Genomic DNA, 24941 nt, shown 5'->3' on the forward strand with positions numbered 1-24941 from the left:
CTTTTCCTCACGATTTACAAACAGTACTCGTAACTTACTTATTCTTCTTTGAATAAGGTCATTGGGTCTAAACTACTATCTCCCTCTAATACTTGGAAGTATAAGTTCTCACCCTCTACAGTATAGAATTTACTTACCTTTGCAAGCTTTGCAAATTCTTTTCCTGCTTCCACTACGTCGCCAACCTTAAGATTATTTTTTTCTAATTGACCATAAACAAGCTTATATCCACTACCGATATCCATAGTTACAGTGATTCCTGTATATGGTGCTTCTTCAATGTTTGTTACAATACCTTTTGCTGCCGCCTTAACAGGTGTCCCAATCTCACCTTGAATCAGGATTGCAGGATTTGTCTTGTATTGTTTTAAGGTTGCATGGAATACGGTTTTATCAACACTATATGGAAGAATCACATTTCCCTCTAGTGGTTTTTCTAATCCTTCTGCCTTATCAAACTTTAAGTTCTCCGCTGTGTTTTGCATAACTGGCTTTGTATCAACTGGGGTATTCTCCTTGGCAGTATCCTGAGGAGTCGTTGTAATCTGTGCTGTATTGTCTTTCTGGGTTATTCCCTCTGTTGTATTTCCCTCTGAGTTCTGTGGTGTCTTATCCCCATCTGGCTGTGTAGCAACCAAAGTATCAGAAGGATCTTTTGCTACATCCTCCTCATCTCCTGTATATGTGCCATCCAATATACTTGCATTGTTCTTACCGATGTCAGCTATTTGATCTTCAGAATCATCAAGACCTACTAAGTTATTATCTTTTTGATCTCCTGTTCTTGCTGTCATGGTTACTAGGGCAACTGCGACAACAACAAATACTCCCACCAATAGCGTTGCATACACTACTTTCTTTTTTGCCATTTCACTTAACTTTTGTTTTTTCACTGTTTGCACCCCTACCTTTCTAGGTTAGAATATGATAAGCATTTCGTATGCCTCAAGTATATTCTGTCCTAAGAGGTGCTTTTTATACATTAACGACAGGCACAAGTCTGTAGATTCCTTAAGATCCTGTCGATTTATAATGTTTTAATCCAATTTGAAAAAAAAGATAACAAGGCAGATAAAAAAATGCAGAAGCAAGAGGTAAAATAATTAGCACTTTGTTCGTATTTCTTCCTAATAAATAAAGAAAAGGGTAATACTGAAATAGCGCAAATGGTACAACATAGGTAACGATCTTTAATACGGCTTTGCCGTATGTATCAAAAGGATATTTCCCATATTCTCTCGCACCATCTGTAACAATATTCATTACTTCAATTCCCTCGATTGTAAAGAAGCTAACCGCTGCGTATAGCAGAAATAGTGCACTGTAAAGTGCAGTTCCCCCAATTAACATAAAACATACCGTAATGATCTTATCTACACTCCAAGGAACACCACTTGTCTTCACACCATAGGTAAACATCACGATAGCCTGAATCATACGACCAATCCTCGTAAATTCTATTTTACTGCATAAAATTTGCAGAAGGATTCCTTTCGGCCGAACTAAAATACGGTCAAATTCTCCATTGTTTATCATAGAAGGAAACGTATCGAAACCTCTTGCAAACATCTCAGCTAAAGAATACGCCATAATATTTACAGCAAAACAAAGCATGACTTCTTGATAAGTATATCCTTTTACAGATGAAAATCTCGCAAATAGAAAATATATTCCTAAAAATATATTAAATGATACTAAAAACTGTCCAATCGTCGTTAGTAAAAACGATACTTTATATTGCATCGCACTACGAAAATGAATACCAAAATATTTTTTATATAATTCCATCCTTTTATACTCCTATCAACTCTTAGGCGGTATCTTTTACCTCCTTAGAACTCCTCTTCATACTAACCGCCTTGTACAACTACTTTATTCAGTGCATTTTTCAGTAGTAATTTACCAGATAAAATCAGGGCAACTACCCAAAATAGCTGTAAGGAGATGGCTCCATATCCTCTGATTCCAGAAAGGTCACCACTATAGATTCGAAACGCTACATTTTGCATGGAAGCAAACGGTAATAGTTCACACACCTGTCTTATGCCATCCGGTAAGAATGGCAGTGGTATAACTGCTCCTGAGAAGAATTCCACCAAGGAAAATGCAACCATACGTATTCCTAGCGGTGAAATAGTATAAAAACATAGGAGATATAAGATCATACTAAACGCAACAGTAACAAGTAACGCAAGTCCCATAGAAAACAAGAACAATATAAATGTAATCAAACTTCTCGGTGGCTGCATTCCATATGGTTTTGGTAAACATGTAGCAAGAAGTAATATTGGAATACATCGAAGCACTGCTTTTGACATACGGTTTGCTATATTTCTCGCAAACCACATAGAGTATAGATCAAGCGGTCTGCATAATTCATATGCAATCCCTCCGCCAGTAATTGAATCAAATATTTCTCGTTCCAAAAACCACATCATATAAAGCGCTAAAAATGCCTGTTGTAACCAAATATAAGACGTAAGTGCTGAAAACTCCATCGGAAACGCTGACGGATCCGCCTCATAAAACGCTTTAAATAATAAAATCTCCATAGCTCCCCATACAAACTGGGTTGACATTCCCGCAATGGCTGCCTGACGATATTGCAATCCCGTAGAAAACCGCATGCGAAAAAAAGAAACATATTTTTTCATATCTTCCTCATTTCTGCGCACGCATTCTTGCGTGTGCTTCTCTGTGCATAGCACATCTTATTCATTTTACATATTCTTTTATTATGCGATATCATACTTACGGTACATGGAAGCAATTACTTCATCAATAGAATCCTCCGCTTTGACAGATTTTAAATCGTCAAGCGTTCCATCCATAAGGAGTCTGCCTTTACCAATTAAAATAATTCGCTTTGACAAAGCCTCAATGTCTTGCATATCATGTGTCGTCAGAATAACCGTCGTTTTATGAGTTTCATTTCGTTTCCGAATAAAATCACGTACTGCTAGCTTTGATATTGCATCCAGTCCTATCGTCGGTTCATCCAAAAATAATATCTTTGGTTCATGAAGAAGGGAGGCTGCAATCTCACAACGCATCCTCTGCCCCAAAGATAATTGTCTTGTTGGGGTTTTTATAATTTGGGATAAATTAAGAAGTGCAATCAGCTCCTCTAGGTTATTCCGATACGTAGTCAAAGGAATATCATAAATATCCTTTATAAGCTCAAATGAATCAATGACAGGAACATCCCACCATAGCTGTGAGCGCTGCCCAAATACGACTCCAATGTCTTTCACATGAGCCTTTCGTTCTTTCCAAGGTATTCTTCCATTCACAAAACAGGTACCGGAATCCGGATATAAGATTCCACTTAAAATTTTGATGGTGCTACTTTTTCCTGCACCGTTTGGACCGATATAGCCAACCATCTCACCGTCAGCTATTGTAAAAGAGATGTCATCGAGTGCCTTTAATTCTTCATATTCACGGTGAAACAGCGCTTTTGCTGCCTCCTTAAACCCTGAATTTCTTCTGCTCACTCGAAAGATTTTAGAAATGTGTTCCACTTCAATCATATTGGTTCCTCCTGGTAGTAATATTATAAAATATCTTGCCAAGCGGCTGACTTTTCTTGGATTTTGCCAAGAAAATTCCGTGGTATAAAACAAGTAAAAGCACGCTTCGCGAACTTTTCCTTGTCATGAATTATACTGCATATGCATATTCTTAAGCTTTCATGCAGGAAATTACATTTTATCACAATTATGTAAGAATGTCAATAATACAAGCATATTTTACCACAATATTCGTTTACAAATGAACTGCAATATGCTAAAGTACCAGTGTATGGTTTCGTTCATTTTCGTAACATCAAGAATGTACATGAAAACCATAATATTCTACATTTTATTTTACCTTCAGCTCACTATAATGAAGGTACACAACCAATGTTTTAATACTTAGGAGGACTGATCCATGACCCCAATGAAATGGTTTTTTTCATTTCTAAAAAAGTACCGACTGCGGATGATCATTGCATTTATTATGGTAACCGTAGCAACCGCCATGTTTATTATTAACCCTTATGTATCCGGTATCATTGTTGACCGCGTCATAGAGAAAGGCGAGTACGAACTTCTGTGGAAGCTTGTGATTATCTTAATTGGAACGACGGTAATCCGTTCCATTATGAAGTACTGTTATCTCTTTCTATTTGAAACTACTTCACAACGAATGTTATTTACTATGAGAGATCATGTATATCGCCGTCTCTTACTACAGGATTTTAATTTCTACAACAAAAACCGTACTGGGGAATTAATGTCCAGACAAACTGGAGATATGGATGCGATCCGTCATTTCGTAGCTTATGTTACCTACTCCGTCTACGAAAACTCCTTGTTATTTCTATTTGCCATGATTATGATTTTTACGGTAGATTACCGTTTAGCCTTATGTTTAATCGCCATTGTACCATTAACAGCTTTTACCACAAGGAAGCAGTTAAAAGCAATTAAACCAGCATTTCACAACATAAGAAAACATTTTTCTAGCTTAAATACTGCAGTGCAGGAAAATATTAGCGGAAATCGTGTTGTAAAAGCATTTGCAAAAGAAGATTATGAAATCGAAAAATTCATGAAAGAAAACGACGGATATAGAAATGCAGAATTGAACGCAACTGCACAATGGCGTAAGTACATACCATTTTTCGAATTTTTTGCAAACTTTTCTTTGTTCGTCCTTTACCTCGTTGGTGGAATTATGGCAATCAATGAAACTATTTCTGTAGGTCAATTAATTACGGTAAGCGGTTATCTATGGATGATTAATAACCCTCTAAGAATGGCTGGCTGGCTTGCCAATGATTTTCAGCGTTTTGTTACTTCTGTAGAACGAATTTATTATACTATTAATAAAGATCCAGATGTTTCAGATCCAGAAGAACCAATGAAAGTTGACAGAATAAAGGGGGATATTAAGTTTTCTCATGTTTATTATAATAGTGAAGATGATGTGATTTTAAAGAATATAAATTTTCATGTAAAACCTGGCCAGACAGTTGGAATTATCGGAGCTACCGGTTCCGGTAAATCAACTCTTATGAATCTTTTATGCCGCTTTTATGATGTATCTTCTGGTGAAATTACCGTGGACGGGATTAATGTGAAAGATTATGAACTCTATAGCTTACGTGGCAATATTGGTATGGCAATGCAAGATGTTTTCTTATTCTCAGACACGATTGAAGGTAACATCGCATATGGAAAGCCAAACTGCTCCTTTGAAGAAGTAGAGCGTGCTGCAAAACTTGCAAATGCAGACGAGTTTATAAGACAGATGCCAGAAGGTTATGATACGATTGTCGGCGAGCGTGGTGTTGGTTTATCTGGCGGCCAAAAGCAACGTATTTCCCTTGCCAGAGCAATCCTAAAAGATCCTGCCATAATTATTCTTGATGATACGACTTCTGCCGTAGATATGGAAACAGAATCACAGATACAAGAAGCTTTGCATTCCATACAAAATCGTCATACCGTCTTCTATATTGCACATCGAATCTCGTCCATCAAGGATGCCGATCAGATTTTAGTAATTGACGAAGGTACCATAAGAGAAGCTGGAACTCATGACGAACTAATCGCAAAGAAAGGCTATTATTATACAGTATTCCACCATCAGTATGGTGAATTCGATTCGATAAAAGCTCAGAAAGGGGATATTAGTCATGGCAAGGAATAAATACGATATTGATGAAACCTTACAATCCGAGTTTAATATAAAACACCTGAAACGACTTGGTCACTATATTTCACCATACCGTAAAGATATGGTAGTCACGATATTATTAATGATGACCTCCAGTGCCCTTGGAATGTTAGTGCCGCTTTTTTTCATGAAGATTATAGATGATTTTATTCCTAATAAGAGTGTTGCCGGTATCGTTGTTGTCTGCCTCTTATTACTACTGATTAATATTATCAATATGATCATTCTTAGACTTAAAGTAAATATTACAGCAAAACTTGGTCAAAATATTATCCATCAAATACGTACCGATATTTTTACGCACCTTCAGAAGTTGCCATTTTCGTATTATGATGATCGCCCACATGGAAAGATTCAGGTGCGTGTTGTTAACTATGTTAATAGTTTAAGCGATCTTCTAAGTAACGGTATTGTTAATACAATTACCGAATTGTTTAGCTTATTCTTTATCGTCGGCTTTATGTTATCTATTGATATAAGACTCACCGGTATATGTATGATTGGTCTTCCTGTTTTAATGGCGCTAATCTTCTTTATTAAAAGAAAACAACGTGTTGCTTGGCAGATACAAAGTAACAAATCATCGAACTTAAATGCCTATATCGCAGAAAGTATTAATGGTATTCGCGTGACTCAGAGTTTTGTTAGAGAGCGTGAAAATATTCAGATTTTCAATAATCTTAGCAAGAGTTATAGTACTTCCTGGATGGATGCTGTTCGTTATAACTTTATGCTTTGGCCAGCGATTGATAATATCTCAACACTTACCACCGCTGCAATCTATGTCCTTGGTGTCAGTTGGATAACAGGAGGTGTCGCAGGGATTACAACTGGTGTATTGATTGCCTTCACCTCTTATATAGGCAGGTTCTGGGCTCCGATTAACACCTTAGCAAGTTTTTATAACTCTTTATTAACCGCTATGTCATACCTGGAACGTATTTTTGAGACAATTGACGAGGACGTTACCGTAAAGGATAAGGAAGGTGCTACAGAAATGCCTCCAATCATCGGCGATGTGGAATTTAAAGATGTAACTTTTAGCTATGAGGATGGAGTGCCTATTTTAAATGGAGTTAGCTTTCATGTAAAACCAGGAGAAACCTATGCAATCGTTGGTCCTACCGGTGCTGGAAAATCTACTATTATTAACTTAATCAGCCGTTTTTATAATCTAGATTCCGGAGAGCTATTAATTGACGGTATTGATATTAATAGTGTAACCATCAAATCCTTAAGAAAGCAAATGGGTGTCATGCTTCAGGATAGCTTTATCTTTTCTGGTACTATTATGGATAATATCCGTTATGGTAACATGGAAGCTACGAATGAAGAGGTCATTGCTGCTGCAAAAACGGTCTGTGCCCATGACTTTATCATAGGCTTAGAAAAAGGCTATGAAACTGAGGTAAACGAGCGAGGATCCCGTTTGTCCGCTGGTCAAAGACAGTTGATATCCTTTGCCCGTGCCTTACTTGCAGATCCAAAGATATTAATACTAGATGAAGCAACTTCTAGTATTGATACGGAAACCGAGATACTATTACAAGAAGGATTGGCAAAATTACTGGCAGGAAGAACCTCTTTTATCATAGCTCACCGTCTCTCTACCATTAAAAACTCAAGTAAGATTATGTATGTGGATGGCGGTCAGATTGTCGAACTTGGTAACCATGATGAATTAATGGCTCTTAAGGGAAAATACTATGAACTCTATATGTCTCAGTATGACTTCTTAAGAGAATAAACTGTATATGATATGATAAAGCAGTAGAGCTTTCCTCTATTGTTAAAGTAAGCAGAGAGAACTAGGTGATTATAGTGTTAACTTCCACTTTGAATAACCTACTTTTCTCTGCTTGTTTCTGTTATATTATCTAATATAGCTAGTCACACACGAATTTGTGCTGTCACCCAAACAAGCAGGATTTCGACAAAATGGGAAGTAAGGTTCAACGTAAGCGGATAATCTGAAGCATAATAAAACTTTACAATATGTTACAACTTATTCATAACTTGAACATAGTTTTGCCACAATCCAACGTTATAACGATATCTGATTTACTGTTTAGCGCACAAAGTTACTATTATCAAAAAAAACGCTAAAGCACCAGAATGAATGTTATTATAACCTATCTAGGAAAGGATCTAAGAAGATGAACGATAAAAAAAAACAAATTGATCTGATCGAAGATGATTGGGACGAGCTCTCAGAAGACTATATACAAGAAGAAAAACCACTTTCACTAAATAAGCGTTCTCAGTTAAAGCGGAAAAAAAAATCAAATAAAGTATTAAAAAGATGTCTTGCTGTCTTTATTATCGTAGGCTCTCTCTTTTTATTGTTTTTTGGTACTCGATTTGGTAGAGGGCTTATTTATCGTATGGCAAGTAGCTATGTTTATGGTTCACTTGTGCATGATGAAGAAGCCACAGAAGCTATGAGCCAAAATAATAATGGAATTGTTGGACGACAAGAGGATGGTGTAACCAATCTACTTTTATTTGGTATTGAAGAAATAGGAGGAGCTAGGAATACAGACAGTATGATGATAGCTTCAATTAACTCGAATAAAAAAACAGTGAAACTAGTTTCCCTTATGCGTGATTCCTATGTTTCCATTCCTGGATGGAAATCTACAAAGTTAAATGCTGCTTACGCAAAAGGTGGAGCAGAACTATTAATTAGAACAATTGAAGAAAATTATAAACTTCACATCGATGCTTATGCGTCAGTAAACTTCGAATCTTTTGAAAAAATTGTGGATAGCATAGGTGGTGTATCAATTGAACTTGGCAAAGAGGAAGCAAAGTATTTAAGACGCACCAATTATATCTCAAACCCTGAGTATCGTACTGTAAAAGCTGGCGTAAATACACTAAATGGTAATCAGTTGCTTGGATACTGCCGTGTTCGTAAAGTTAAAACTTTAGGTGGGGCAAATAACGATTATGGTCGTACTGTTCGTCAGAGAAGAGCAATGAATGCTATCTTTGATAAAGTAAAATCTCAAAATATCTTTAAAACTGTAAGCCAAGCAAATAAATGGATGGGTTATGTTACTACTAATATTACAAGAGATCAGATTGAAGATATTATCGTTACGGTCATGGAGTATCGTATTAATACCATTGATACGCTAAGACTTCCTGTCGATGGAATGTTTGATGATCCAAAGTCATATGAAGGGGTCACTTATCCGTTAGTTCTTGATTGGGAGAAGAATATCGATGAGTTATATCGCTTCCTGTATGAATAAGTTTAATAAAATGACTTCATTCTAACGTTAGTTTCTAACAACATCAGCATAAGAAATTTCAAAATGAAGATTTAAATTAGAGAATGGCAGCTACACATTTGTAACTGCCATTCTGTTTCATTTTATTATGAAGTTACTCAAAAGTATGTTTTCAGATATTTTTTTCAACATTAGAAGGAACCAAATGGGTCTTTTTTTCTAATTCTCTTTCCAGCGTTTTAGAGTTTTATAGTAGGTTAGCATATCTTTTCGCACCTCATCGATACTTTTTCCCTCTCCCTCTTTATAAACGAAAGGTATACAAAACTCTACCATCTCTTCCATCGTTTGATTGGCAACGAAATTTCCATCCTTTAAACAATAAATACAATACTCTTCATTCTTGCTGCCGTCTAAATTTGTTGCAAACTCCTCCTCTTTTATTAGTGGCATAGCACATGACTGACATACTTTACCTTCCATTTAAACCTTCCTTTCCGCGTATAGCACTCCATACTCAACTACCTTATTTAAATCTTATAAAACTGACAAAGCACGTTTTCTATGATTTATGTAAATATTATAGAACAAAAAAGCTGACACCCCATGTCATATTATACATATCTTTTCCTTGAAACAAATAATTTAATCGTAAAGTTATAATTCCACTCATATAGGCTCGAGCCATCATCTACAAGAAATCTTTCTATTTTTCTCTCATAGGCGAATTTCTCCAACTATGTTATAATAGTTCTTAAATATTACATAAAAAGTTTAATGCTTACAAAGAAAGGATACATATGATTACTAAATATTGTTTTGGAACTCCATTCGAAACAGAGGCAGTAACAGCGAATTTAAATTCGATAGCTGTAACGCCTTTTGATCTTACCAAAGAAAGTTCAAAAGATATGTTTCATTGCCCTATTTCCATAAAGTCTGACGATAATTTTTCTTTAGAATATGAGATGGAAGATAACGTTATTGTCTATGGTCTTGGTGAAGCAAACCGCGGAATCAATAAGCGTGGTTATCAATACATAAGCTATTGCGCGGATGATCCAAATCATACAGAAAATAAATTCTCACTTTATGGGGCACATAACTTCATTATCATTGATGGGAATCCATGTTTTGGTCTTTTTCTTGATTATCCAGGAAAACTTACCTTCGATATTGGATACTCCTTTCATTCAAAGTTACGAATCTTTTCGGAAGATTCCAATCTTTATCTTTATGTCATCTCAGGTACAAACCCATATGACATCGTAAAGCAATTTCGTGAATTAATCGGGGAATCCTATCTTCCTCCGCTTTGGGCATTTGGCTACCAACAATCTCGTTGGGGATATCAGACTGCACAGGATATCAGAACTGTTGCAGACGAATATCAAAAACGTGGTATTGGTCTTGATGCTATCTACATGGATATTGATTATATGGAACGATATAAAGATTTTACGATTGACGAAGAGAAATTTCCGAATTTTTCAGAGTTTGTTGCTGAGATGAAAAATAGAAACTTACATCTGATTCCTATTATTGATGCAGGAGTGAAAATCGAAGACGGATATTCTGTCTACGAAGAGGGCGTAGCAGGCGATTACTTTTGCAAACGAGAAGATGGTACCAACTTCATTGCAGGTGTATGGCCTGGTGATACTCATTTTCCTGACTTTTTTAAGAAAGAAACTAGAGACTGGTTTGGAAACAAGTATCAGTATCTATTAGAGAAAGGAATCGATGGTTTTTGGAATGATATGAATGAGCCTGCTATCTTTTATTCCAAAGAAGGCTTAGAGAATACATTTGCAGAAATAAAAAAACTAGAAAATAGAGAATTAGACCTTACGAATTTCTTCTATTTAAAGCACCTTGTAGATTCCTTACAAAACAATGAAGAGGACCATAAGAGATTTTATCATGAAGTTGATGGCGTTAAAATCCGACATGATAAAGTCCATAACTTGTACGGCTATTATATGACACGCGCTGCGGGTGAAGCATTCTTAAAATTAAGTGAGTCGAAGAGAATCTTACTATTCTCCCGCTCTTCTTATATTGGTATGCACCGTTATGGTGGTATTTGGACAGGCGATAATCAGTCCTGGTGGTCACATCTTCTATTAAATATTAAAATGATGCCATCTCTAAATATGTGCGGATTCCTATACAGCGGCGCAGATCTTGGAGGTTTTGGTAGTGATGTAACCAGAGATTTGATGCTAAGATGGTTAGCTTTTGGTATCTTTACCCCGCTTATGAGAAATCACTCCGCCATCGGTACTAGAAACCAAGAGTGTTATGAATTAGAATCAACAGAGGAATTTAAGCATCTAATAGGAATTCGATATCGCCTCATCCCATACCTTTACAGTGAATTTGTTAAGGCTGTAAAAAATAACGAGATGCTCTTTCGCCCACTCGCTTTTGATTATCCAAACGATACACAGGTACGACGTATCGAAGACCAATTAATGTTAGGTGACGGTTTAATGATAGCACCAGTCTACACACAAAACGCTACAGGGCGTTATGTATATCTTCCAGAGGACATGTTGTATCTTAAATTTACTAAGGGCTCTGATTATAGCATGGAAGTTCTCACAAAAGGACATCATTATCTTTTGGTTGGCTTATCAGAAGTTCCTTTGTTTGTAAAGCCAAATCATATAGTATTGCTTGCAAATCCAGCCCAAAATACTGCCACCTTAAACCGTAAAAACTTTACCTTACTATGCTATTTAACTAAAGAAGCTTCTTACGAGTTTTACGAAGATGACGGTATAACACTTCCTGCAAACGGTACAACAACCAATCTATCGATTGACTGCCCGGATACGGCACGGATTGTAACGTCAGAGTTTGTAATTAACTAATAAAAGGAAAACTTCGTAAATTTTCTTTCCTTGAGTTAAAAAGGTCCATAAAAACTGCTAAAACAGTTTCAAGGACCTTTTTTTAAGTAGTGATTATTCTATGTAAATCACTCTTACTCTTGAACAAATACTTCTTTTGTTTGACCACAGATAGGGCATTCGTAATCATCTGGTAATTCTTCAAATGGAGTATCTCCATCATATACATAGTGGCATACGGAGCAAACATACTGTACTTCCTGACTCATATTATCACCTCCTTTCAATGGAGTGTTAACCGTTAACTTACCTTTTCTCTTCAAATCTCGGTAATCTTCATAGTTTATTGGTCTATCATTACTAAAAACTTGTGCTTCCGGTATCTCGCAGACGAATTGCCAAGAGCATCTATATCAATTGTCTCTGACACACTCAAACTAAAATATGTGGCCATAGATTCTTGTATGTACGGATTTCCTAAGTGGTCTGTAGCATAAGAAATACTATAAAATTTCATTATCTCTCTGCCACTCCTTGACCCAAAATTCTGAATGAAATCTTTTTTAGCATTTTGACACCGTTCCAAGGGTTATGGTATAATACTCGATGGTTCTTCCAATTGTAAATCAAATCATTAAAAAAAACAACCTTTTGAATAATTTTGGTATCAGAACCAATAATTTTAGGTATGGCAATGAGAGCTCAAACCGAAAATTTATTATCGTTATTAATAGGTGCTAAAGCACCAGAATAGAGGTTACTATGAGAACAATGTTAGTTGTGCTAGCAATAACGATTTTCTTAATAATATCGTTACCATTCTATTTGATTTCTTTAATCATCGGCTTATTTAGTGAGCATGCCAAAATCAGATTCTCCCAGACAGCTGCAAAGATTTTTTTCCGTATTATTTTAATCTTCTCGGCTACTAAGTTCAAGACGTTTGGTCGTGAAAATATTCCGGCAACGGAAGCCGTTTTGTATGCTGCAAATCACCGAAGCTTATCTGATATAGCAGTAGCTTATGTAACATTACCAACCCTAACCGGTTTTGTTGCAAAGAAAGAAATGGCTAAGATTCCAGTGATGAGCTGGTGGATGAAAAACCTTAATTGTTTATTTCTTGACCGTGAAAACCCACGAGAGGGCTTAAAAACTATTCTCACCGGTGTAGAGAATATCAAAAAAGGTTACTCCATGTTTATTATGCCAGAAGGCACAAGAAACCGTGAAGAAGATATGCTACCTTTCAAAGAAGGAAGCTTAAAAATGGCTGAGAAAACAGGGTGTGCTATTATTCCAGTAGCTATTACAAACTCCGACGCTGTTTTTGAACGTCAATTCCCTTGGGTAAAAAAAGCAACTGTATACATTCATTATGGAACTCCAATTTATCCAAATAATATACCAAAAGAAGAACGTAAATTCCTTGGCAATCATGTCCGTGATGTAATCGCCACTATGTTAGAAGAAGATAAAAAGTTACCACTTTAATCCTCTTAAATGAAAATTTATTTTTCTATTTCTTTTTTTAAGAATTAATGTTAAAATAATATCCATGGCTTTCTTGAACAACCTATGAAAAAGAGAGCCGTTTCGGGATATTACATAACGAAAGGAGGTAGTCATATGCCAACGTGGACAATTGTAATGTTAGTCATTTTAGCAATCTTAGTTGTTATCTTTGTTGCTTTACTCATATATGGAAGAAAGATGCAAAAGAAACAGGAGGCATCTCAAGCAGACATTCGTGCCGGTGCACAGACATTTTCAATCTTAGTAATTGATAAAAAACGTATGCGTATTAAAGAAGCCGGGTTCCCTCAGATCGTAATTGACCAAACACCAAAGTATCTTCGCCGTGCTAAGGTGCCAGTTGTGAAAGCAAAAATCGGCCCTAAAGTTGCAACTTTAATGTGTGAAGAAAAAGTTTTTGATCTTGTTCCAATCAAGAAAGAAATCAAGGCTGTAATTAATGGTATCTACATTCTTGATGTAAAAGGCCTCCGTGGCGGTTTAGAACAACGTCCGGTCAAAAAAAGCTTAATTAAGAAAATGAAATCTAAGATTACCAAGAAGGACTAATCGTTTCCTATATCTAGAAGGACATTAAATTAGCAAATAACCAGTAATCTTATAAAAAGGTTGTTTAACAATAAATCAGTTCCGTTGGAATTTGATTTATTCCATGTTAAACAGCCTTTTTTGATGTTCATTATTGTATACTCGTATATTAGGCTATCTTTCTCTTTCGGTAATTTTTATTGTAAGGTTACATTCTGATACATATTGATAATTAATATCTAATGCATATAACAACTCTACCATAATTTCTTTCTCTCTCTCTACGACATCGATGGACTTCGTAGTAACACCTATCATCAAATCACCAAACGGAGTCGTATAATAATTCATATGGCTTTTTCCAAGTTCAAATACCATATGAGAAGCTGCATCCCCTTTTTTTGTTAACTCAACTTGATTTTTTGCAATTTTTAATGTACATCGCACCGTTTTATCCGGTGCACTCTCTTGATCCAGCAATTCGTCATACAATACAAAATGTTTTCCATTACGAAAATAGTATTCACCAAGGCTAATTACTTCTATGGCTTCTTCTTGTTCTGTCTCATATTGTAAGCCGGCAATCGATACAATTACTTCTTTCGTCATTCTTTCGGTTACCTTTCCAGTACAATTCTTTATTCGAAAGTCTTTAAATTAACATCCTTTGTTTCGATGATTTCACACGGTAAAATAGTATTTGCAAAGTTACGGAATTTTTCAGCACCATCACTAACAAAAAAGGAATGTTCTGGTGTATTGGTTTCTTCTGATAGCAATCCCTGATCTGCTAATACTTGTTTTAAGGTTCTAGCTGTTTCATAGGCTGGATTAACTAATTCAATATTATCACCAGCTACCTCATGTATCACCTTATGTAGCAAAGGATAGTGAGTACAACCAAGAATTAAGGTATCTATATCTTTATATAAAAGTTCTTCTATATACCTGCTTACAACTTCCTTTGTTATTGGATCATCAATCCAACCTTCTTCTACTAAGGGTACAAACAAAGGACAAGCTTTCCCAAACACTCGAAGATCTGGACGAATTTCTCCTAAAAACTCATTATAAATACCACTTCGTATCGTACCCTCGGTAGCTATTACTCCAATATTACCATTTCTTGTCGTCTCAGCCGCAGTTTTGGCACCTGGATTAACGACTCCGATAATTGGTATTTCAATCTCTTTTCTTACTGTTTCAAGGGCAAAGGCACTTGCTGTATTACATGCTATTACAATCGCTTTTACATTCTTTGTCAATAAAAAACGAATGATTTGCCTGGAGTACATCGTTACGGTTTCCTTTGACTTACTTCCGTAAGGTAAACGCGCGGTATCTCCAAAATAAATGATTTGCTCCTTGGGTAATTGATTCATAATTTCCTTGGTGACCGTAAGGCCACCAATACCGGAATCAAACACTCCAATTGCAGATTTGTTCGACATATCGTTCCTCCGCACAGCTTACTTCATATTTCTAGTAAATGCTGTTTGAATTAATTTTTCCACCAACTGTGGCTTAGCAATCCCTTTTGCTTCCCATAACATAGGGTACATACTGATTGCCGTAAATCCTGGAAGCGTATTGATTTCATTAAAAACAATTTCATTCGTATCCTTTTCTAAGAAGAAGTCTACTCTTGATAAGGAATAACCATCTACAGCACGGAATATCTTTACTGCTGCATCACTGATTTCCTGTGCTTTACCTTCTGGAAGCTCTGGTGTAATTATAGTTTTAGAGTCTGCATTGTTGTACTTTGCATCATAATCGTAAAATTCTGCAGCTGCTACAATCTCACCTACTCCTGACGCCTTTGCCTCAATACCACCAAGCACCGCACACTCAATCTCTCTACCTATAATAGTTTCCTCTACTAGTATCTTGCGATCATGCAACGAAGCCTCTTTCAAACCGTTGATTAATTGCTCACGATTATGTGCTTTTGTAATGCCCTTTGAAGAACCAGCATTAGAAGGTTTAATAAACACAGGGTAAGGTAAATTACTTTCTATTCGCTCCACTACCTTACTCATCTCGTCTAATTCCTTCACATACACAGCTTCATAAGCCGCTTGACGAATATCAAGATTATCTACAATAATCTTAGTAAATAATTTATCCATGGATACCGCACTTGCAAGTACTCCACAACCAACATAAGGAACTCCTGCTAATTCAAGTAATCCCTGTACAGTACCATCTTCACCGTATAATCCATGTAGTACCGGGAATACAACGTCTATCTTTTTATATTCTACATGATTCCCTTCCATAATCAAAAGATTTGGATTACTTCTATCGGGTGAAAGGATTGCGGTTTTTTTCCCATCTCTCCAAACTCCACTTGTGATGTCTTCTACACTTCCTGTAAGCAACCACTTTCCTTCTCTAGTGATACCCACCAATAAAATATCATAATGGTCAAGGTCAATATGGTTAATAACCGTTACTGCTGAAACACATGATACCTCATGCTCTGAGGATTGCCCTCCAAACAGCACAACAATAGTCTTCTTATCCATGCTAGTCATCCTTTCTGTCTGCCTATCTATTCCAGTTTTCATCTAAATCGAAATGTCGCAATCACTTAATTATTGAATCAAATATATTATTTCACTGAATTTAGTTATCCAATGGAATTCTTTGTTTCATAAAATCAATTATCTCACTAGGCTTTGAATGTTATTCTTTCCTAATCACTATATTCATTTTACACTCAATTAGTTATTAATTCAATGTTTTTTCTTGATATCTCTTTCTTATACGCATCCCATTCTATGTAGATCTACTTCTTTCTCCATAATCTCATAAACTAAAACTGCATCCTTTTCAACACTTCGCTGACAATGCTTCATAGTTTTATAACCTCTCTTCTCATACAACATACTTGCAGGTAAGAAAGAATGAAGAATCGCTCTGTCATAATCACTAAATATTCGATCTTCTAGATCTTGCATAATAAAATTACCAAAACCTTGGTTTTGATAGTCTGGAGAAACATACCTCTTATTTAATTTATTATAGACCCAAAGCATGGATGTCATCATAATTGTTTAAATCAGCGTTGTAAGGACATACTATAAATAAATCTACGAAGTTAAATTAATTTGTGATAAAGGAGACTTACTATGAAATCATTACGCTATCTTAATCCTAGTACGTATAAAACTATTCCTCAGGAATCTACCCTAAAAAAATTATTTCTATCTTACATATTGCCTTTTGCCCTCGCATTCTTGATTACTTTATACGCCTTGTTTGGAGCCTTTGTTTCTTTCGCAGGTTCTAAAGCCATAAAGGAAAATTCTACACTTCTACAGGAGGAATTAGCAAAACAAATACTGCGCTTTCATGTGCTTGGTAATAGTGACTCTGAGGAAGATCAAAATGTAAAACTCTATGTAAAAGAAGGTTTGATGTCCTATCTAACGCCACTCTTAAAGGATTGCACCGAGAAAGAAGATACCACCAAGGTATTAATGGCTCATCTAACCGACATAGAAGCAGAAGCAACTAGGCTTCTTGCTATGGAAGGGTATTACTATGGAGTTACTGCTTCCCTTGGAAAGAGTACCTTTCCAATCAAGGTTTATGGTGACATCACGTTACCAGCAGGTGAGTATGATGCTCTTAAAATAGAACTCGGAAAAGCAGAAGGCCGTAACTGGTGGTGTATTTTGTTTCCAAACTTGTGCTTTGTTGATGCCACTTATACCGTCGTACCAGATGACTCCAAGATGCAATTAAAAGCATTATTAACAGAGGAAGAATACACCTCAATTATCAAAGAAGAAAAACCAAATGTTGTAGTAAAGTTTAAACTCTTTGATTTCCTATCAAAGCTTTTTTAGATGGATTATGTGAGAAACGGACTTTAAGATATCATCGCGAAAGGAATGTCTGAATACTACTTGCAAAACCCCTCCTTGACTAATATAATGGACAGTATCAAGGTTATGTAAAACCACACGACAGGAGTTTTAAATGGATATTATTTCACTAAAGGCATATGCAAAAATAAATCTTGCACTCGATGTGATTGGCAAGCGTCCGAATGGGTACCATGATGTCCGAATGATTATGCAAACCATTAAGTTGTACGATAAAATTACAATCAAACCAACCACAAATCCGGAGATTACTATCAAAACAAATCTACACTTTTTACCAACCAATGAGAATAATATCGTATATGCGGCCTGTAAGCTGTTTAAGGAAACTTTTAAGATTGACGACGGTTTCTACATTAATCTAGAGAAAAGAATTCCAGTTGCAGCGGGCATGGCTGGTGGAAGTTCTGATGCCGCCGCCACTCTCTTTGGTTTAAATGAACTTTTTCAAACGAACCAATCCTTAGAGGATTTAATGAAGCTTGGTGTGAAACTCGGAGCAGATGTTCCTTATTGTCTTCTTCGAGGAACCGCTTTATCTGAAGGAATTGGAGAGGTCCTAACTCCCCTCCCACCTGCGCCAAACTGTTATTGTTTAATCGTAAAACCGCCAGTCAGCGTATCCACCAAATTTGTGTATGAAAACCTTAAATTAGAGGAAGACACCAAACATCCAGACATTGTGGGAATGGTAGAAGCAATTAAAAAACAAGACTTACATCAAATGTCTGCGCTTGTTTCAAATGTTCTGGAGTCCGTAACAACCAAGTATCATCCAGAGATTGAACGAATTAAAATAGATTTACTCGCACATGGAGCTCTATGTGCCTTAATGAGCGGAAGTGGTCCAACCGTATTTGCCCTATTTGATAATCAAAAGGCTGCAGAACGTGCTTTTTATGAATATAAAGTTGGCCCTTGTGGGAAGCAGACGTTTCTTACACGATTTTTTGAGTCTAAGAATGTCTAGCTCTAATTCACCTCACATGTTTGCAGGTTATAAAAAGACTCTGCAGAAAAAATAATTCATTTCATATACCGCAATTAAAAAGAACAAATAACAGCATCTATTAAAATTTGATTCGTTAGTAGATATTGTTATTTGTTCTTTTTATCTTGTTGCTATACTACTACTCACTTACTATACGAATTTTTTATTCTCTTTTCACATAGCATATAATATCATTCATATTTTGCATTCATAACTACTTATCCATACTCATATAATGTGTTAGACGCATACGTGGGAAATTAGAACACGAATAGAATGAGCAAGGAGGGAATTTACTTGGAACTCATTAAAAAGAACATACATATGAATAAACTGAAATGTAAAAGCAATCTTCAGGTAACCTTTGACGATGATTTCAATGTACCGGATAGTAAACCAGACATTAGTAAATTAATTAAATCTCAAGGGGAAATCAAGTTTAACGATCAGAAAATAAACAATGGGAAACTGTATGCAAATGGTTCATTGCATTTTCAGGTATTATATTTAAGTGATGAAACCGCTCGGCCAATCCATAGCTTAAGTGGGCAGATTCCTTTCGATGAGGTAATCAACTTAAATGAATCCTGTAACCATGATACTGGTACATTAAAATACGAGATTGAAGACCTAACTGCAAGTATTATTAACTCTAGAAAACTTAGTCTAAAGGCCTTGGTGCGCCTAAGTGTAGCCGTAGAGGATCTGTATGACGAAGAAAGTGCAGTAGCAGTTGATGCTGAGCCAGACGTGCAATCCATAACTAAAACAATTGACGTTACCAATATGGCTGTTAACAAAAAGGACAGCTATCGTTTTCGTGACGAGGTTTCATTACCATCCGGTAAGAGCTGTATCTCTGAAATTCTTTACAACAATATAGAACTTAAGAATGTCGATGTGCGTCTATTGACAGATAAGTTCACTGCCAAAGGTGAGATTTCGCTGTTTGTCCTTTACATAGGAGAGGGTGAAGACAGCCCTATGGAATACTATGAGACTGATCTACCTTTTAGCTCATCAATTGATTGTACCGGATGTACTGAGGATATGACTCCTGATATCTCACTTGAAATCGTTGGTAATAATTTGAGTGTAAAACCAGACTCGGATGGAGAAGAAAGAGTTCTTGATTTAGAAACAATCTTAGATGTTTCCATAAAGATCTATGAGGAAACTCAGATGCAGATTCTTCAAGACATCTATTCTCCAGTGAGAGAACTAACTCCTATCTACAAGGAAGCAAAATACGAAAATCTTCTTATGCGCAATAGTAATCGCGCCCGCATATCAGAAAGAATCAAATTAAATAATGATAGTGCAAAGTTATTACAGATATGTCATGGAAGTGGTAACGTTAAGATTGACGATATTGTCCCGATTGATAATGGTTTAGAAGTGGAAGGTATCATTGACCTTAGCATACTTTACATAAGTTCAGATGATGCGAGACCTTTGCAGGCTATAAAAGCCGCTGTTCCATTTGCTCAAATGATTGAAATTCGTGACCTTAAATCCAACAGTAACTATGACGTGAAACCATGTCTTGAGCAAATCAACATTATGATGTTAGACAACACTGAGGTTGAGGTAAAAGCTAGTGTTGTTCTAAATGTGATAGCGTTTGACTGTTTAACAGAATCCTTTGTAGTTGACTTTAAAGAAGAACCATTAAACTTAGAGCTATTGCAGTCGATGCCTGGAATGATTGGTTATGTCGTAAAACCTGGCGATAATCTATGGAAAATAGCAAAAAGCTATCATACCACTGTAGATGCGATTAAAGATATCAATGATTTGGATTCGGACTCCATTAGTGTTGGTGATCATCTTTTAATTGTAAAAGAATTAGATCCATGTTTTGCATGATTAAAAAATCATCTCCAAATGTATAAAAAGCATAAAAAGTACCTTGGAAATGGCTTTTATAGGCCAGTCAAGGTACCTTTTTATGCACTATTATTTATGAAGTAATTTAGTGTCAAACTCATATTCTATGGATTTAGAAAGCGATTACTCTAAACCATCTTTCCACTTGTTTAACTTTTCAATCGTTGTGTCTAATGTTTTTTGACATATCTCAGGAAGTTTACCTCCCCAAGTTTTCGTTGCTTCATCAAATCCTTTTTTGACAGCATTAATCATGGTTTCTGCTTTGGAGGAATCATTTCCTGCTAATGCTTTCGCAAAAGACACTAAACGTTCGGAGGTTTGTTCAACACCCCAATATCCATCCTCTGCAATATCTGAGGAAGCTTTCGCAGCTGTCTCTGGATCAACCTGTACTTTTCCTTCTCGAAGTAGTGCCCAAATGTCAGTAGCATCTGTTACCTTCTCCCCTTGTTTTAACATCATTTTCTCTACTAGGGAGCGAAGGCTTGCTGTTCTTTGTTCTGCATCCGCTTTTAATCTTTCGATTGTCGTTCTATCCTGTTGCTTATTTGTTTTGCTTTCCTCTGACTTTTCATAAGTTGCAGCTACAGTTTCTTGTTTCGACTCATTCGCCTTCGAACTCTTCTTTTCTAATTCTACCGACTCTGTTGATGCATAGGTGCTTCTTACACCCGTAACTCCGTTTACACTCATACAATACCCTCCTTGGTATTCTTAGGATAATAAACCCTAAGCTGAAAGACAATAGTTCCCGACCTTTTTTAGGTCTTATTTCTTATATCGGAAGGAATCGTAAAAATGTTTACCTCTCTACCTGATTAAGGTTCTAAACCCTTAAGTGCATTCAGTACCTCAGATGCACTTTTCCTTTTAGCAAGTAAAACGTGAATTGGTTCATTTATCTGTCCCAGACTATGAGCATCTGAATCAGAAATTACTCTACATTGAGAAAGATATGGATTACTATCTAATAAACATTCTTTGTTCTCTAATTTGGATAACTCAACACAGGAAAATCTACTATCCGGCGGAAGAAACCCGAGATTAGATATTACACTGTTTGAGTTTTTATCGATATGTGCCGGAATCATGACTCCGTGATAAGCTTTTACAACTTCATAGACTTCAGAAAATCCGATCGTGGTTGCATTAATCAAAAGATACTCTTCCCTATCTATCTCCTTCTCATCCTCATCAACTACAATCTGATTTCCAAATATGTTTTCTTTATTCTTTACTTTTATCAAACGTTCATAAACATAGGTATCAAACCTCATCGCATCTTCTAAATCTGCAAACAAGCAAATAACATGCACTTCCTCTGAAGTCGTTAACTCCATGCCTGGTAAAACTAAAATATCATTTTTCTTCCCGATTTCTATTGAAGCCTTGCAGTTTTTACAAGTATTATGATCAGTAATTGCAATCACATCCAGACCCTTTAGCGCCGCCATCATAACTATATTGGTCGGAGTCATATCATCATCAGCACAAGGGGATAAGCAGGTGTGAATATGAAAATCATAGGTCAACTGAAGCATGAATAATTTGATACACCTCATACGCTGCTTCAAATATTGAAAGGTCGGTAGCTAAAATTGTAATAGCTTCACTTTTCGCTTTTGATAATGCAGCCGCATCAAGCGTAATTCCCTCCGCCAAAATTACACAAGCTGCTTCCGTTAAAGTTGCAACCGCTAACGTATTTATGTTACCCATTACTGTCACCCAAGCAGATCCGGCTGGAATTTTACTCATTGCAATACTTAATAGATCACAGCAAAATGGAGTCTTTACCTCTGTATTTAGATTGTTCCCTTCGTTGATAACAGTAAAATTACATCTCCTAATAAATTCTTGTTTTGTCATCCTTACCTCCCGCTTAAGTAAATTCTATGTAGGTGTTTCTTTCGATCTAATATTGATAGCATTTTGGTACTAATCATTACTTCAAAACTCAGCCGTTGACTTAAGCGCATTTAGTCTGAATTATCCTTTGGAAATTGAACAGATAACTTGTTCACATACTCTCTAAAGATATGGATGCAATAATTTTCATCCGCGACCCCTCTCACAATATCCTCTGCAAGAGCCTTACATGTCGGAGCCCCACAAGAACCACAGTCAAGCCCAGGAAACTTCTTACAAAGTTCTTCTACTTTTGCCACTTTACCAATACTTTCAATTAAACTGACTCCAAGATTAAAAACTGGTTCATATTCAACCTCTTGTGTCCAACCAATATCAATACTTTCTAGTGGTATATGCGTTCTAGCAACAGGCATATATTTACGAAGCCTTTTTAGTTTTACTTTCGCTACATATGGATTTTCAACGGTTAGGACACCCCCAACACAGCCTCCATTGCAAGCATTAAGCTCAATAAATTCTAAGTTTGTAAACTTTTGATCCTCCATATCCTCTAGTACACGAATGATGTTTTCAATTCCATCTGCTGCAAGATAACTATCTGTTAGAAGACCACTTGCTTCACCACCGCTAGAGCCCCAACTAATTCCTATTTTCCCTGATATCGCAAGGTCTTCTAACTCTTCTTTCTCTGCTACCGTCTTCATACATCCAATTAGCTGAGGATAGACATCCTTAATTGCAAGCACCCCATCTACCTCACTTTTTTCATAACCCAATGGATTTTTAGCCGCTGTTACCTTCGCTGGGCACGGTGAGATGAAGAAGATTCCTATTCTCTCTCTTGGAAGACCTGTCTTCTCCATGGCCACTTTTACAGCTAGTTCAGCAGCTATATCAACTGGCGCCTTTAACGGAAGTAGATGCTCCAATAAATTAGGAAAGCGCACTCGAATCAGTCTAGTCACCACAGGGCATGCTGTACTGATAATAGGCCACTTTTCTTTATGTTCTTCTATATACATTCTAGATGCTGCAGATAAGATTTCAGCGGCGCCACTAACTTCAAATACATCGGAGAATCCCATCAACTTTAAGGCATTTAAGACAATATTAATATCGTCTAAATTATTCATCTGGGCATACAAAGAAGGTGCTGGTAGGGCAACAGTATACTCATACTGTTTTATCATGTCCATACTATCAAACGTCGCATTCTTAGCATGATGAGGACATATTCTTATGCACTCACCACAGTCGATACAAAATTCTTTTGTAATTACCGCCTTTTGATTACGAACTCTTATTGCCTCGGTAGGGCATCGCTTAATGCAATTAATGCACCCCATACAAAGGTTTTCATCCAATCGCACCGCGGTATAAAACTTCCCCATACTCTTCCCCCCTCTCCTAGTGTATCTCTACGTCTACTCGTTTTCCTTTAAGTTAAATTTTCTATTATTAACTATATTCAATAATCATCTAACATTCCTTACTTTCTTATACGCCATTTTTAGATACTTACATAAAAATTTTTAACGTTACAGTAGTCCCTTCTCCTAGTATGGTATCAATCTTCATATCATCTGAGTATTTTTTCATATTCGGAAGACCCATACCCGCTCCAAATCCCAGTGCTCTTACATTATCTGGTGCGGTAGAATATCCAGCTTGCATAGCAAGTTCTACATCTACGATTCCTGGCCCTTCATCATTTAGTATTATTATGACTTCTTGAGACGAAATATGAACTGTTATTTCTCCTCCATGAGCATGAATTACCATGTTTATCTCACCCTCATACATAGATATGGCAACCTTTCTCACAACCTCTGGTTTTGCACCCATCTGCTTTAACTTCTTTTTCACATCGCTGGATGCTTCCCCTGCCCTTGTAAAATCATCCCCAGATATCGTATAAGTTAATGTGATTGTATTACTCAATTTGAAATACCTCCACGCAAACCATTTTGATATAGTAACCCACATGCAGAAAACATACGATGCCCTGTGCATAGTAATGGTATCTCTCTTTCGTTTGCAAGCTCAATCATAGATTCATCTGGTCTCTTTCCCCGAACAAAAACAATGCACACGACATCCATCATCTCCGCAGTACGCACTACCTGTAAGTTGCATAATCCAGTTAATAACACGCATTGTTCCTTGACAAATGCAAGTACATCACTCATCATATCGGATCCGCAGCCTGTGTGCGCTTCACGATCTAAAAACTCTTCACCGCTAATTACTTGTGCTCCAAGTATTTCTTTCACATCTCTTACAGTCATGTACGAATGCCTCCTTATCCTCTATGCGGTATACGTAACATATCATAAAGACAACTCTTCCCGCTTAAGTTATCTACTTTTTTGTCATTGTTATAAAATATAACAATGCC

Annotated in this window: 25 protein-coding genes; 9 read left to right on the forward strand and 16 right to left on the reverse strand. The window is 36.5% G+C overall.

The features are described 5' to 3' along the window. Positions 1–38 precede the first annotated feature (38 nt). From CC92_RS21630 to CC92_RS0110885, 4 genes are all read right to left on the reverse strand, one after another. Positions 39–893: a M23 family metallopeptidase gene (locus tag CC92_RS21630; RefSeq protein WP_051650707.1), complete on the reverse strand. Its 855-nt coding sequence runs from the start codon at positions 891–893 to the stop codon at positions 39–41. A 118-nt stretch (positions 894–1011) separates the two neighbouring features. After that, entirely contained in the window at positions 1012–1788 is a 777-nt protein-coding gene (locus tag CC92_RS0110875) for an ABC transporter permease (RefSeq protein ID WP_029502858.1), read from the reverse strand. A 62-nt stretch (positions 1789–1850) separates the two neighbouring features. Continuing rightward, positions 1851–2654 carry an ABC transporter permease gene (locus CC92_RS0110880; RefSeq protein ID WP_029502857.1) on the reverse strand — a complete coding sequence of 268 codons (804 nt, stop codon included), beginning with the start codon at positions 2652–2654 and terminating at the stop codon, positions 1851–1853. 81 nt (positions 2655–2735) lie between these two features. Further along, positions 2736–3533, reverse strand: a complete 798-nt coding sequence (locus CC92_RS0110885) for an ABC transporter ATP-binding protein (RefSeq protein ID WP_029502856.1) — start codon at positions 3531–3533, stop codon at positions 2736–2738. Between the two features lie 400 nt (positions 3534–3933). On the opposite strand from CC92_RS0110885, the gene CC92_RS0110890 reads away from it, so the two are divergent. The 3 genes from CC92_RS0110890 to CC92_RS0110900 all read left to right on the forward strand — a co-directional run bounded on the left by CC92_RS0110890 (position 3934) and on the right by CC92_RS0110900 (position 8987). Then, entirely contained in the window at positions 3934–5700 is a 1767-nt protein-coding gene (locus CC92_RS0110890) for an ABC transporter ATP-binding protein (protein ID WP_029502855.1), read from the forward strand. After that, positions 5687–7474, forward strand: a complete 1788-nt coding sequence (locus CC92_RS0110895; RefSeq protein WP_029502854.1) for an ABC transporter ATP-binding protein — start codon at positions 5687–5689, stop codon at positions 7472–7474. The genes CC92_RS0110890 and CC92_RS0110895 overlap by 14 nt, the downstream gene beginning before the upstream one ends. A 409-nt stretch (positions 7475–7883) precedes the next feature. Further along, complete coding sequence (locus tag CC92_RS0110900; RefSeq protein WP_051650706.1) at positions 7884–8987, forward strand: LCP family protein; 1104 nt, start codon at positions 7884–7886, stop codon at positions 8985–8987. 198 nt (positions 8988–9185) lie between these two features. Here the strand turns inward: CC92_RS0110900 and CC92_RS0110905 are convergent, their stop codons facing one another. Beyond that, entirely contained in the window at positions 9186–9449 is a 264-nt protein-coding gene (locus tag CC92_RS0110905) for a zinc ribbon domain-containing protein (protein ID WP_029502852.1), read from the reverse strand. A gap of 317 nt (positions 9450–9766) precedes the next feature. Here CC92_RS0110905 and CC92_RS0110910 point away from each other — a divergent pair, with 317 nt between their 5' ends. Continuing rightward, positions 9767–11845: a glycoside hydrolase family 31 protein gene (locus CC92_RS0110910; protein ID WP_029502851.1), complete on the forward strand. Its 2079-nt coding sequence runs from the start codon at positions 9767–9769 to the stop codon at positions 11843–11845. Positions 11846–11958: 113 nt separating this feature from the next. Here the strand turns inward: CC92_RS0110910 and CC92_RS21635 are convergent, their stop codons facing one another. Further along, entirely contained in the window at positions 11959–12093 is a 135-nt protein-coding gene (locus CC92_RS21635; RefSeq protein WP_029502850.1) for a rubredoxin, read from the reverse strand. A 493-nt stretch (positions 12094–12586) separates the two neighbouring features. Between CC92_RS21635 and CC92_RS0110920 the strand changes: the two genes are divergently transcribed. Next, positions 12587–13318 carry a lysophospholipid acyltransferase family protein gene (locus tag CC92_RS0110920; protein WP_029502849.1) on the forward strand — a complete coding sequence of 244 codons (732 nt, stop codon included), beginning with the start codon at positions 12587–12589 and terminating at the stop codon, positions 13316–13318. 135 nt (positions 13319–13453) lie between these two features. After that, complete coding sequence (locus CC92_RS0110925) at positions 13454–13909, forward strand: hypothetical protein (RefSeq protein WP_029502848.1); 456 nt, start codon at positions 13454–13456, stop codon at positions 13907–13909. Between the two features lie 153 nt (positions 13910–14062). Here the strand turns inward: CC92_RS0110925 and CC92_RS0110930 are convergent, their stop codons facing one another. The 4 genes from CC92_RS0110930 to CC92_RS0110945 form a co-directional block, all read right to left on the reverse strand. After that, positions 14063–14497, reverse strand: coding sequence for a DUF1934 domain-containing protein (locus CC92_RS0110930; protein ID WP_029502847.1), 435 nt, complete (start codon positions 14495–14497; stop codon positions 14063–14065). Positions 14498–14526: 29 nt separating this feature from the next. Continuing rightward, a complete protein-coding gene (gene murI / locus CC92_RS0110935) occupies positions 14527–15339 on the reverse strand; it encodes a glutamate racemase (RefSeq protein ID WP_029502846.1) in 813 nt (270 codons plus the stop codon). Positions 15340–15357: 18 nt separating this feature from the next. Continuing rightward, positions 15358–16419, reverse strand: coding sequence for a D-alanine--D-alanine ligase family protein (locus CC92_RS0110940; protein WP_029502845.1), 1062 nt, complete (start codon positions 16417–16419; stop codon positions 15358–15360). A 237-nt stretch (positions 16420–16656) separates the two neighbouring features. Next, positions 16657–16932 carry a GNAT family N-acetyltransferase gene (locus CC92_RS0110945; RefSeq protein WP_051650705.1) on the reverse strand — a complete coding sequence of 92 codons (276 nt, stop codon included), beginning with the start codon at positions 16930–16932 and terminating at the stop codon, positions 16657–16659. A gap of 93 nt (positions 16933–17025) precedes the next feature. Here CC92_RS0110945 and spoIIR point away from each other — a divergent pair, with 93 nt between their 5' ends. The 3 genes from spoIIR to CC92_RS0110960 all read left to right on the forward strand — a co-directional run bounded on the left by spoIIR (position 17026) and on the right by CC92_RS0110960 (position 20647). Beyond that, on the forward strand, positions 17026–17748 hold the full coding sequence (spoIIR, locus tag CC92_RS0110950) for a stage II sporulation protein R (RefSeq protein WP_051650704.1): 723 nt from the start codon (positions 17026–17028) through the stop codon (positions 17746–17748). Between the two features lie 133 nt (positions 17749–17881). Continuing rightward, positions 17882–18757 carry a 4-(cytidine 5'-diphospho)-2-C-methyl-D-erythritol kinase gene (ispE, locus tag CC92_RS0110955; protein ID WP_029502842.1) on the forward strand — a complete coding sequence of 292 codons (876 nt, stop codon included), beginning with the start codon at positions 17882–17884 and terminating at the stop codon, positions 18755–18757. 318 nt (positions 18758–19075) lie between these two features. Continuing rightward, positions 19076–20647 carry a DUF3794 and LysM peptidoglycan-binding domain-containing protein gene (locus CC92_RS0110960; protein ID WP_029502841.1) on the forward strand — a complete coding sequence of 524 codons (1572 nt, stop codon included), beginning with the start codon at positions 19076–19078 and terminating at the stop codon, positions 20645–20647. A 144-nt stretch (positions 20648–20791) separates the two neighbouring features. Here CC92_RS0110960 and CC92_RS0110965 read toward each other — a convergent pair whose 3' ends face one another. The 6 genes from CC92_RS0110965 to CC92_RS0110990 form a co-directional block, all read right to left on the reverse strand. Next, complete coding sequence (locus CC92_RS0110965) at positions 20792–21364, reverse strand: hypothetical protein (RefSeq protein WP_029502840.1); 573 nt, start codon at positions 21362–21364, stop codon at positions 20792–20794. Positions 21365–21489: 125 nt separating this feature from the next. Then, complete coding sequence (locus tag CC92_RS0110970; RefSeq protein ID WP_330372721.1) at positions 21490–22233, reverse strand: PHP domain-containing protein; 744 nt, start codon at positions 22231–22233, stop codon at positions 21490–21492. Further along, a complete protein-coding gene (locus tag CC92_RS0110975) occupies positions 22193–22540 on the reverse strand; it encodes a hypothetical protein (RefSeq protein WP_029502838.1) in 348 nt (115 codons plus the stop codon). Before CC92_RS0110975 ends, CC92_RS0110970 begins: the two co-directional genes overlap by 41 nt. A 110-nt stretch (positions 22541–22650) precedes the next feature. Continuing rightward, the gene (locus tag CC92_RS0110980; RefSeq protein ID WP_029502837.1) at positions 22651–23934 is read right to left on the reverse strand and encodes a [Fe-Fe] hydrogenase large subunit C-terminal domain-containing protein; all 1284 of its coding nucleotides are present in this window, start codon (positions 23932–23934) and stop codon (positions 22651–22653) included. A gap of 127 nt (positions 23935–24061) precedes the next feature. Continuing rightward, on the reverse strand, positions 24062–24484 hold the full coding sequence (locus CC92_RS0110985; RefSeq protein ID WP_029502836.1) for an ATP-binding protein: 423 nt from the start codon (positions 24482–24484) through the stop codon (positions 24062–24064). Further along, positions 24481–24831 carry a DRTGG domain-containing protein gene (locus tag CC92_RS0110990; RefSeq protein WP_029502835.1) on the reverse strand — a complete coding sequence of 117 codons (351 nt, stop codon included), beginning with the start codon at positions 24829–24831 and terminating at the stop codon, positions 24481–24483. Before CC92_RS0110990 ends, CC92_RS0110985 begins: the two co-directional genes overlap by 4 nt. Positions 24832–24941: the final 110 nt, after the last annotated feature.

Origin of the sequence: Lachnoclostridium phytofermentans, assembly GCF_000733755.1 — a bacterium.
Lineage (GTDB): Bacteria > Bacillota > Clostridia > Lachnospirales > Lachnospiraceae > Lachnoclostridium > Lachnoclostridium phytofermentans_A.

Coding starts and splice junctions, on each gene's coding strand:
- CC92_RS0110875 (WP_029502858.1), bottom strand. CDS start 1,788: ATGGAATTATATAAAAAATATTTTGGTATTCATTTTCGTAGTGCGATG.
- CC92_RS0110880 (WP_029502857.1), bottom strand. CDS start 2,654: ATGAAAAAATATGTTTCTTTTTTTCGCATGCGGTTTTCTACGGGATTG.
- CC92_RS0110885 (WP_029502856.1), bottom strand. CDS start 3,533: ATGATTGAAGTGGAACACATTTCTAAAATCTTTCGAGTGAGCAGAAGA.
- CC92_RS0110890 (WP_029502855.1), top strand. CDS start 3,934: ATGACCCCAATGAAATGGTTTTTTTCATTTCTAAAAAAGTACCGACTG.
- CC92_RS0110895 (WP_029502854.1), top strand. CDS start 5,687: ATGGCAAGGAATAAATACGATATTGATGAAACCTTACAATCCGAGTTT.
- CC92_RS0110900 (WP_051650706.1), top strand. CDS start 7,884: ATGAACGATAAAAAAAAACAAATTGATCTGATCGAAGATGATTGGGAC.
- CC92_RS0110905 (WP_029502852.1), bottom strand. CDS start 9,449: ATGGAAGGTAAAGTATGTCAGTCATGTGCTATGCCACTAATAAAAGAG.
- CC92_RS0110910 (WP_029502851.1), top strand. CDS start 9,767: ATGATTACTAAATATTGTTTTGGAACTCCATTCGAAACAGAGGCAGTA.
- CC92_RS21635 (WP_029502850.1), bottom strand. CDS start 12,093: ATGAGTCAGGAAGTACAGTATGTTTGCTCCGTATGCCACTATGTATAT.
- CC92_RS0110920 (WP_029502849.1), top strand. CDS start 12,587: ATGAGAACAATGTTAGTTGTGCTAGCAATAACGATTTTCTTAATAATA.
- CC92_RS0110925 (WP_029502848.1), top strand. CDS start 13,454: ATGCCAACGTGGACAATTGTAATGTTAGTCATTTTAGCAATCTTAGTT.
- CC92_RS0110930 (WP_029502847.1), bottom strand. CDS start 14,497: ATGACGAAAGAAGTAATTGTATCGATTGCCGGCTTACAATATGAGACA.
- murI (WP_029502846.1), bottom strand. CDS start 15,339: ATGTCGAACAAATCTGCAATTGGAGTGTTTGATTCCGGTATTGGTGGC.
- CC92_RS0110940 (WP_029502845.1), bottom strand. CDS start 16,419: ATGGATAAGAAGACTATTGTTGTGCTGTTTGGAGGGCAATCCTCAGAG.
- CC92_RS0110945 (WP_051650705.1), bottom strand. CDS start 16,932: ATGCTTTGGGTCTATAATAAATTAAATAAGAGGTATGTTTCTCCAGAC.
- spoIIR (WP_051650704.1), top strand. CDS start 17,026: ATGAAATCATTACGCTATCTTAATCCTAGTACGTATAAAACTATTCCT.
- ispE (WP_029502842.1), top strand. CDS start 17,882: ATGGATATTATTTCACTAAAGGCATATGCAAAAATAAATCTTGCACTC.
- CC92_RS0110965 (WP_029502840.1), bottom strand. CDS start 21,364: ATGAGTGTAAACGGAGTTACGGGTGTAAGAAGCACCTATGCATCAACA.
- CC92_RS0110970 (WP_330372721.1), bottom strand. CDS start 22,233: ATGAGGTGTATCAAATTATTCATGCTTCAGTTGACCTATGATTTTCAT.
- CC92_RS0110975 (WP_029502838.1), bottom strand. CDS start 22,540: ATGACAAAACAAGAATTTATTAGGAGATGTAATTTTACTGTTATCAAC.
- CC92_RS0110980 (WP_029502837.1), bottom strand. CDS start 23,934: ATGGGGAAGTTTTATACCGCGGTGCGATTGGATGAAAACCTTTGTATG.
- CC92_RS0110990 (WP_029502835.1), bottom strand. CDS start 24,831: ATGACTGTAAGAGATGTGAAAGAAATACTTGGAGCACAAGTAATTAGC.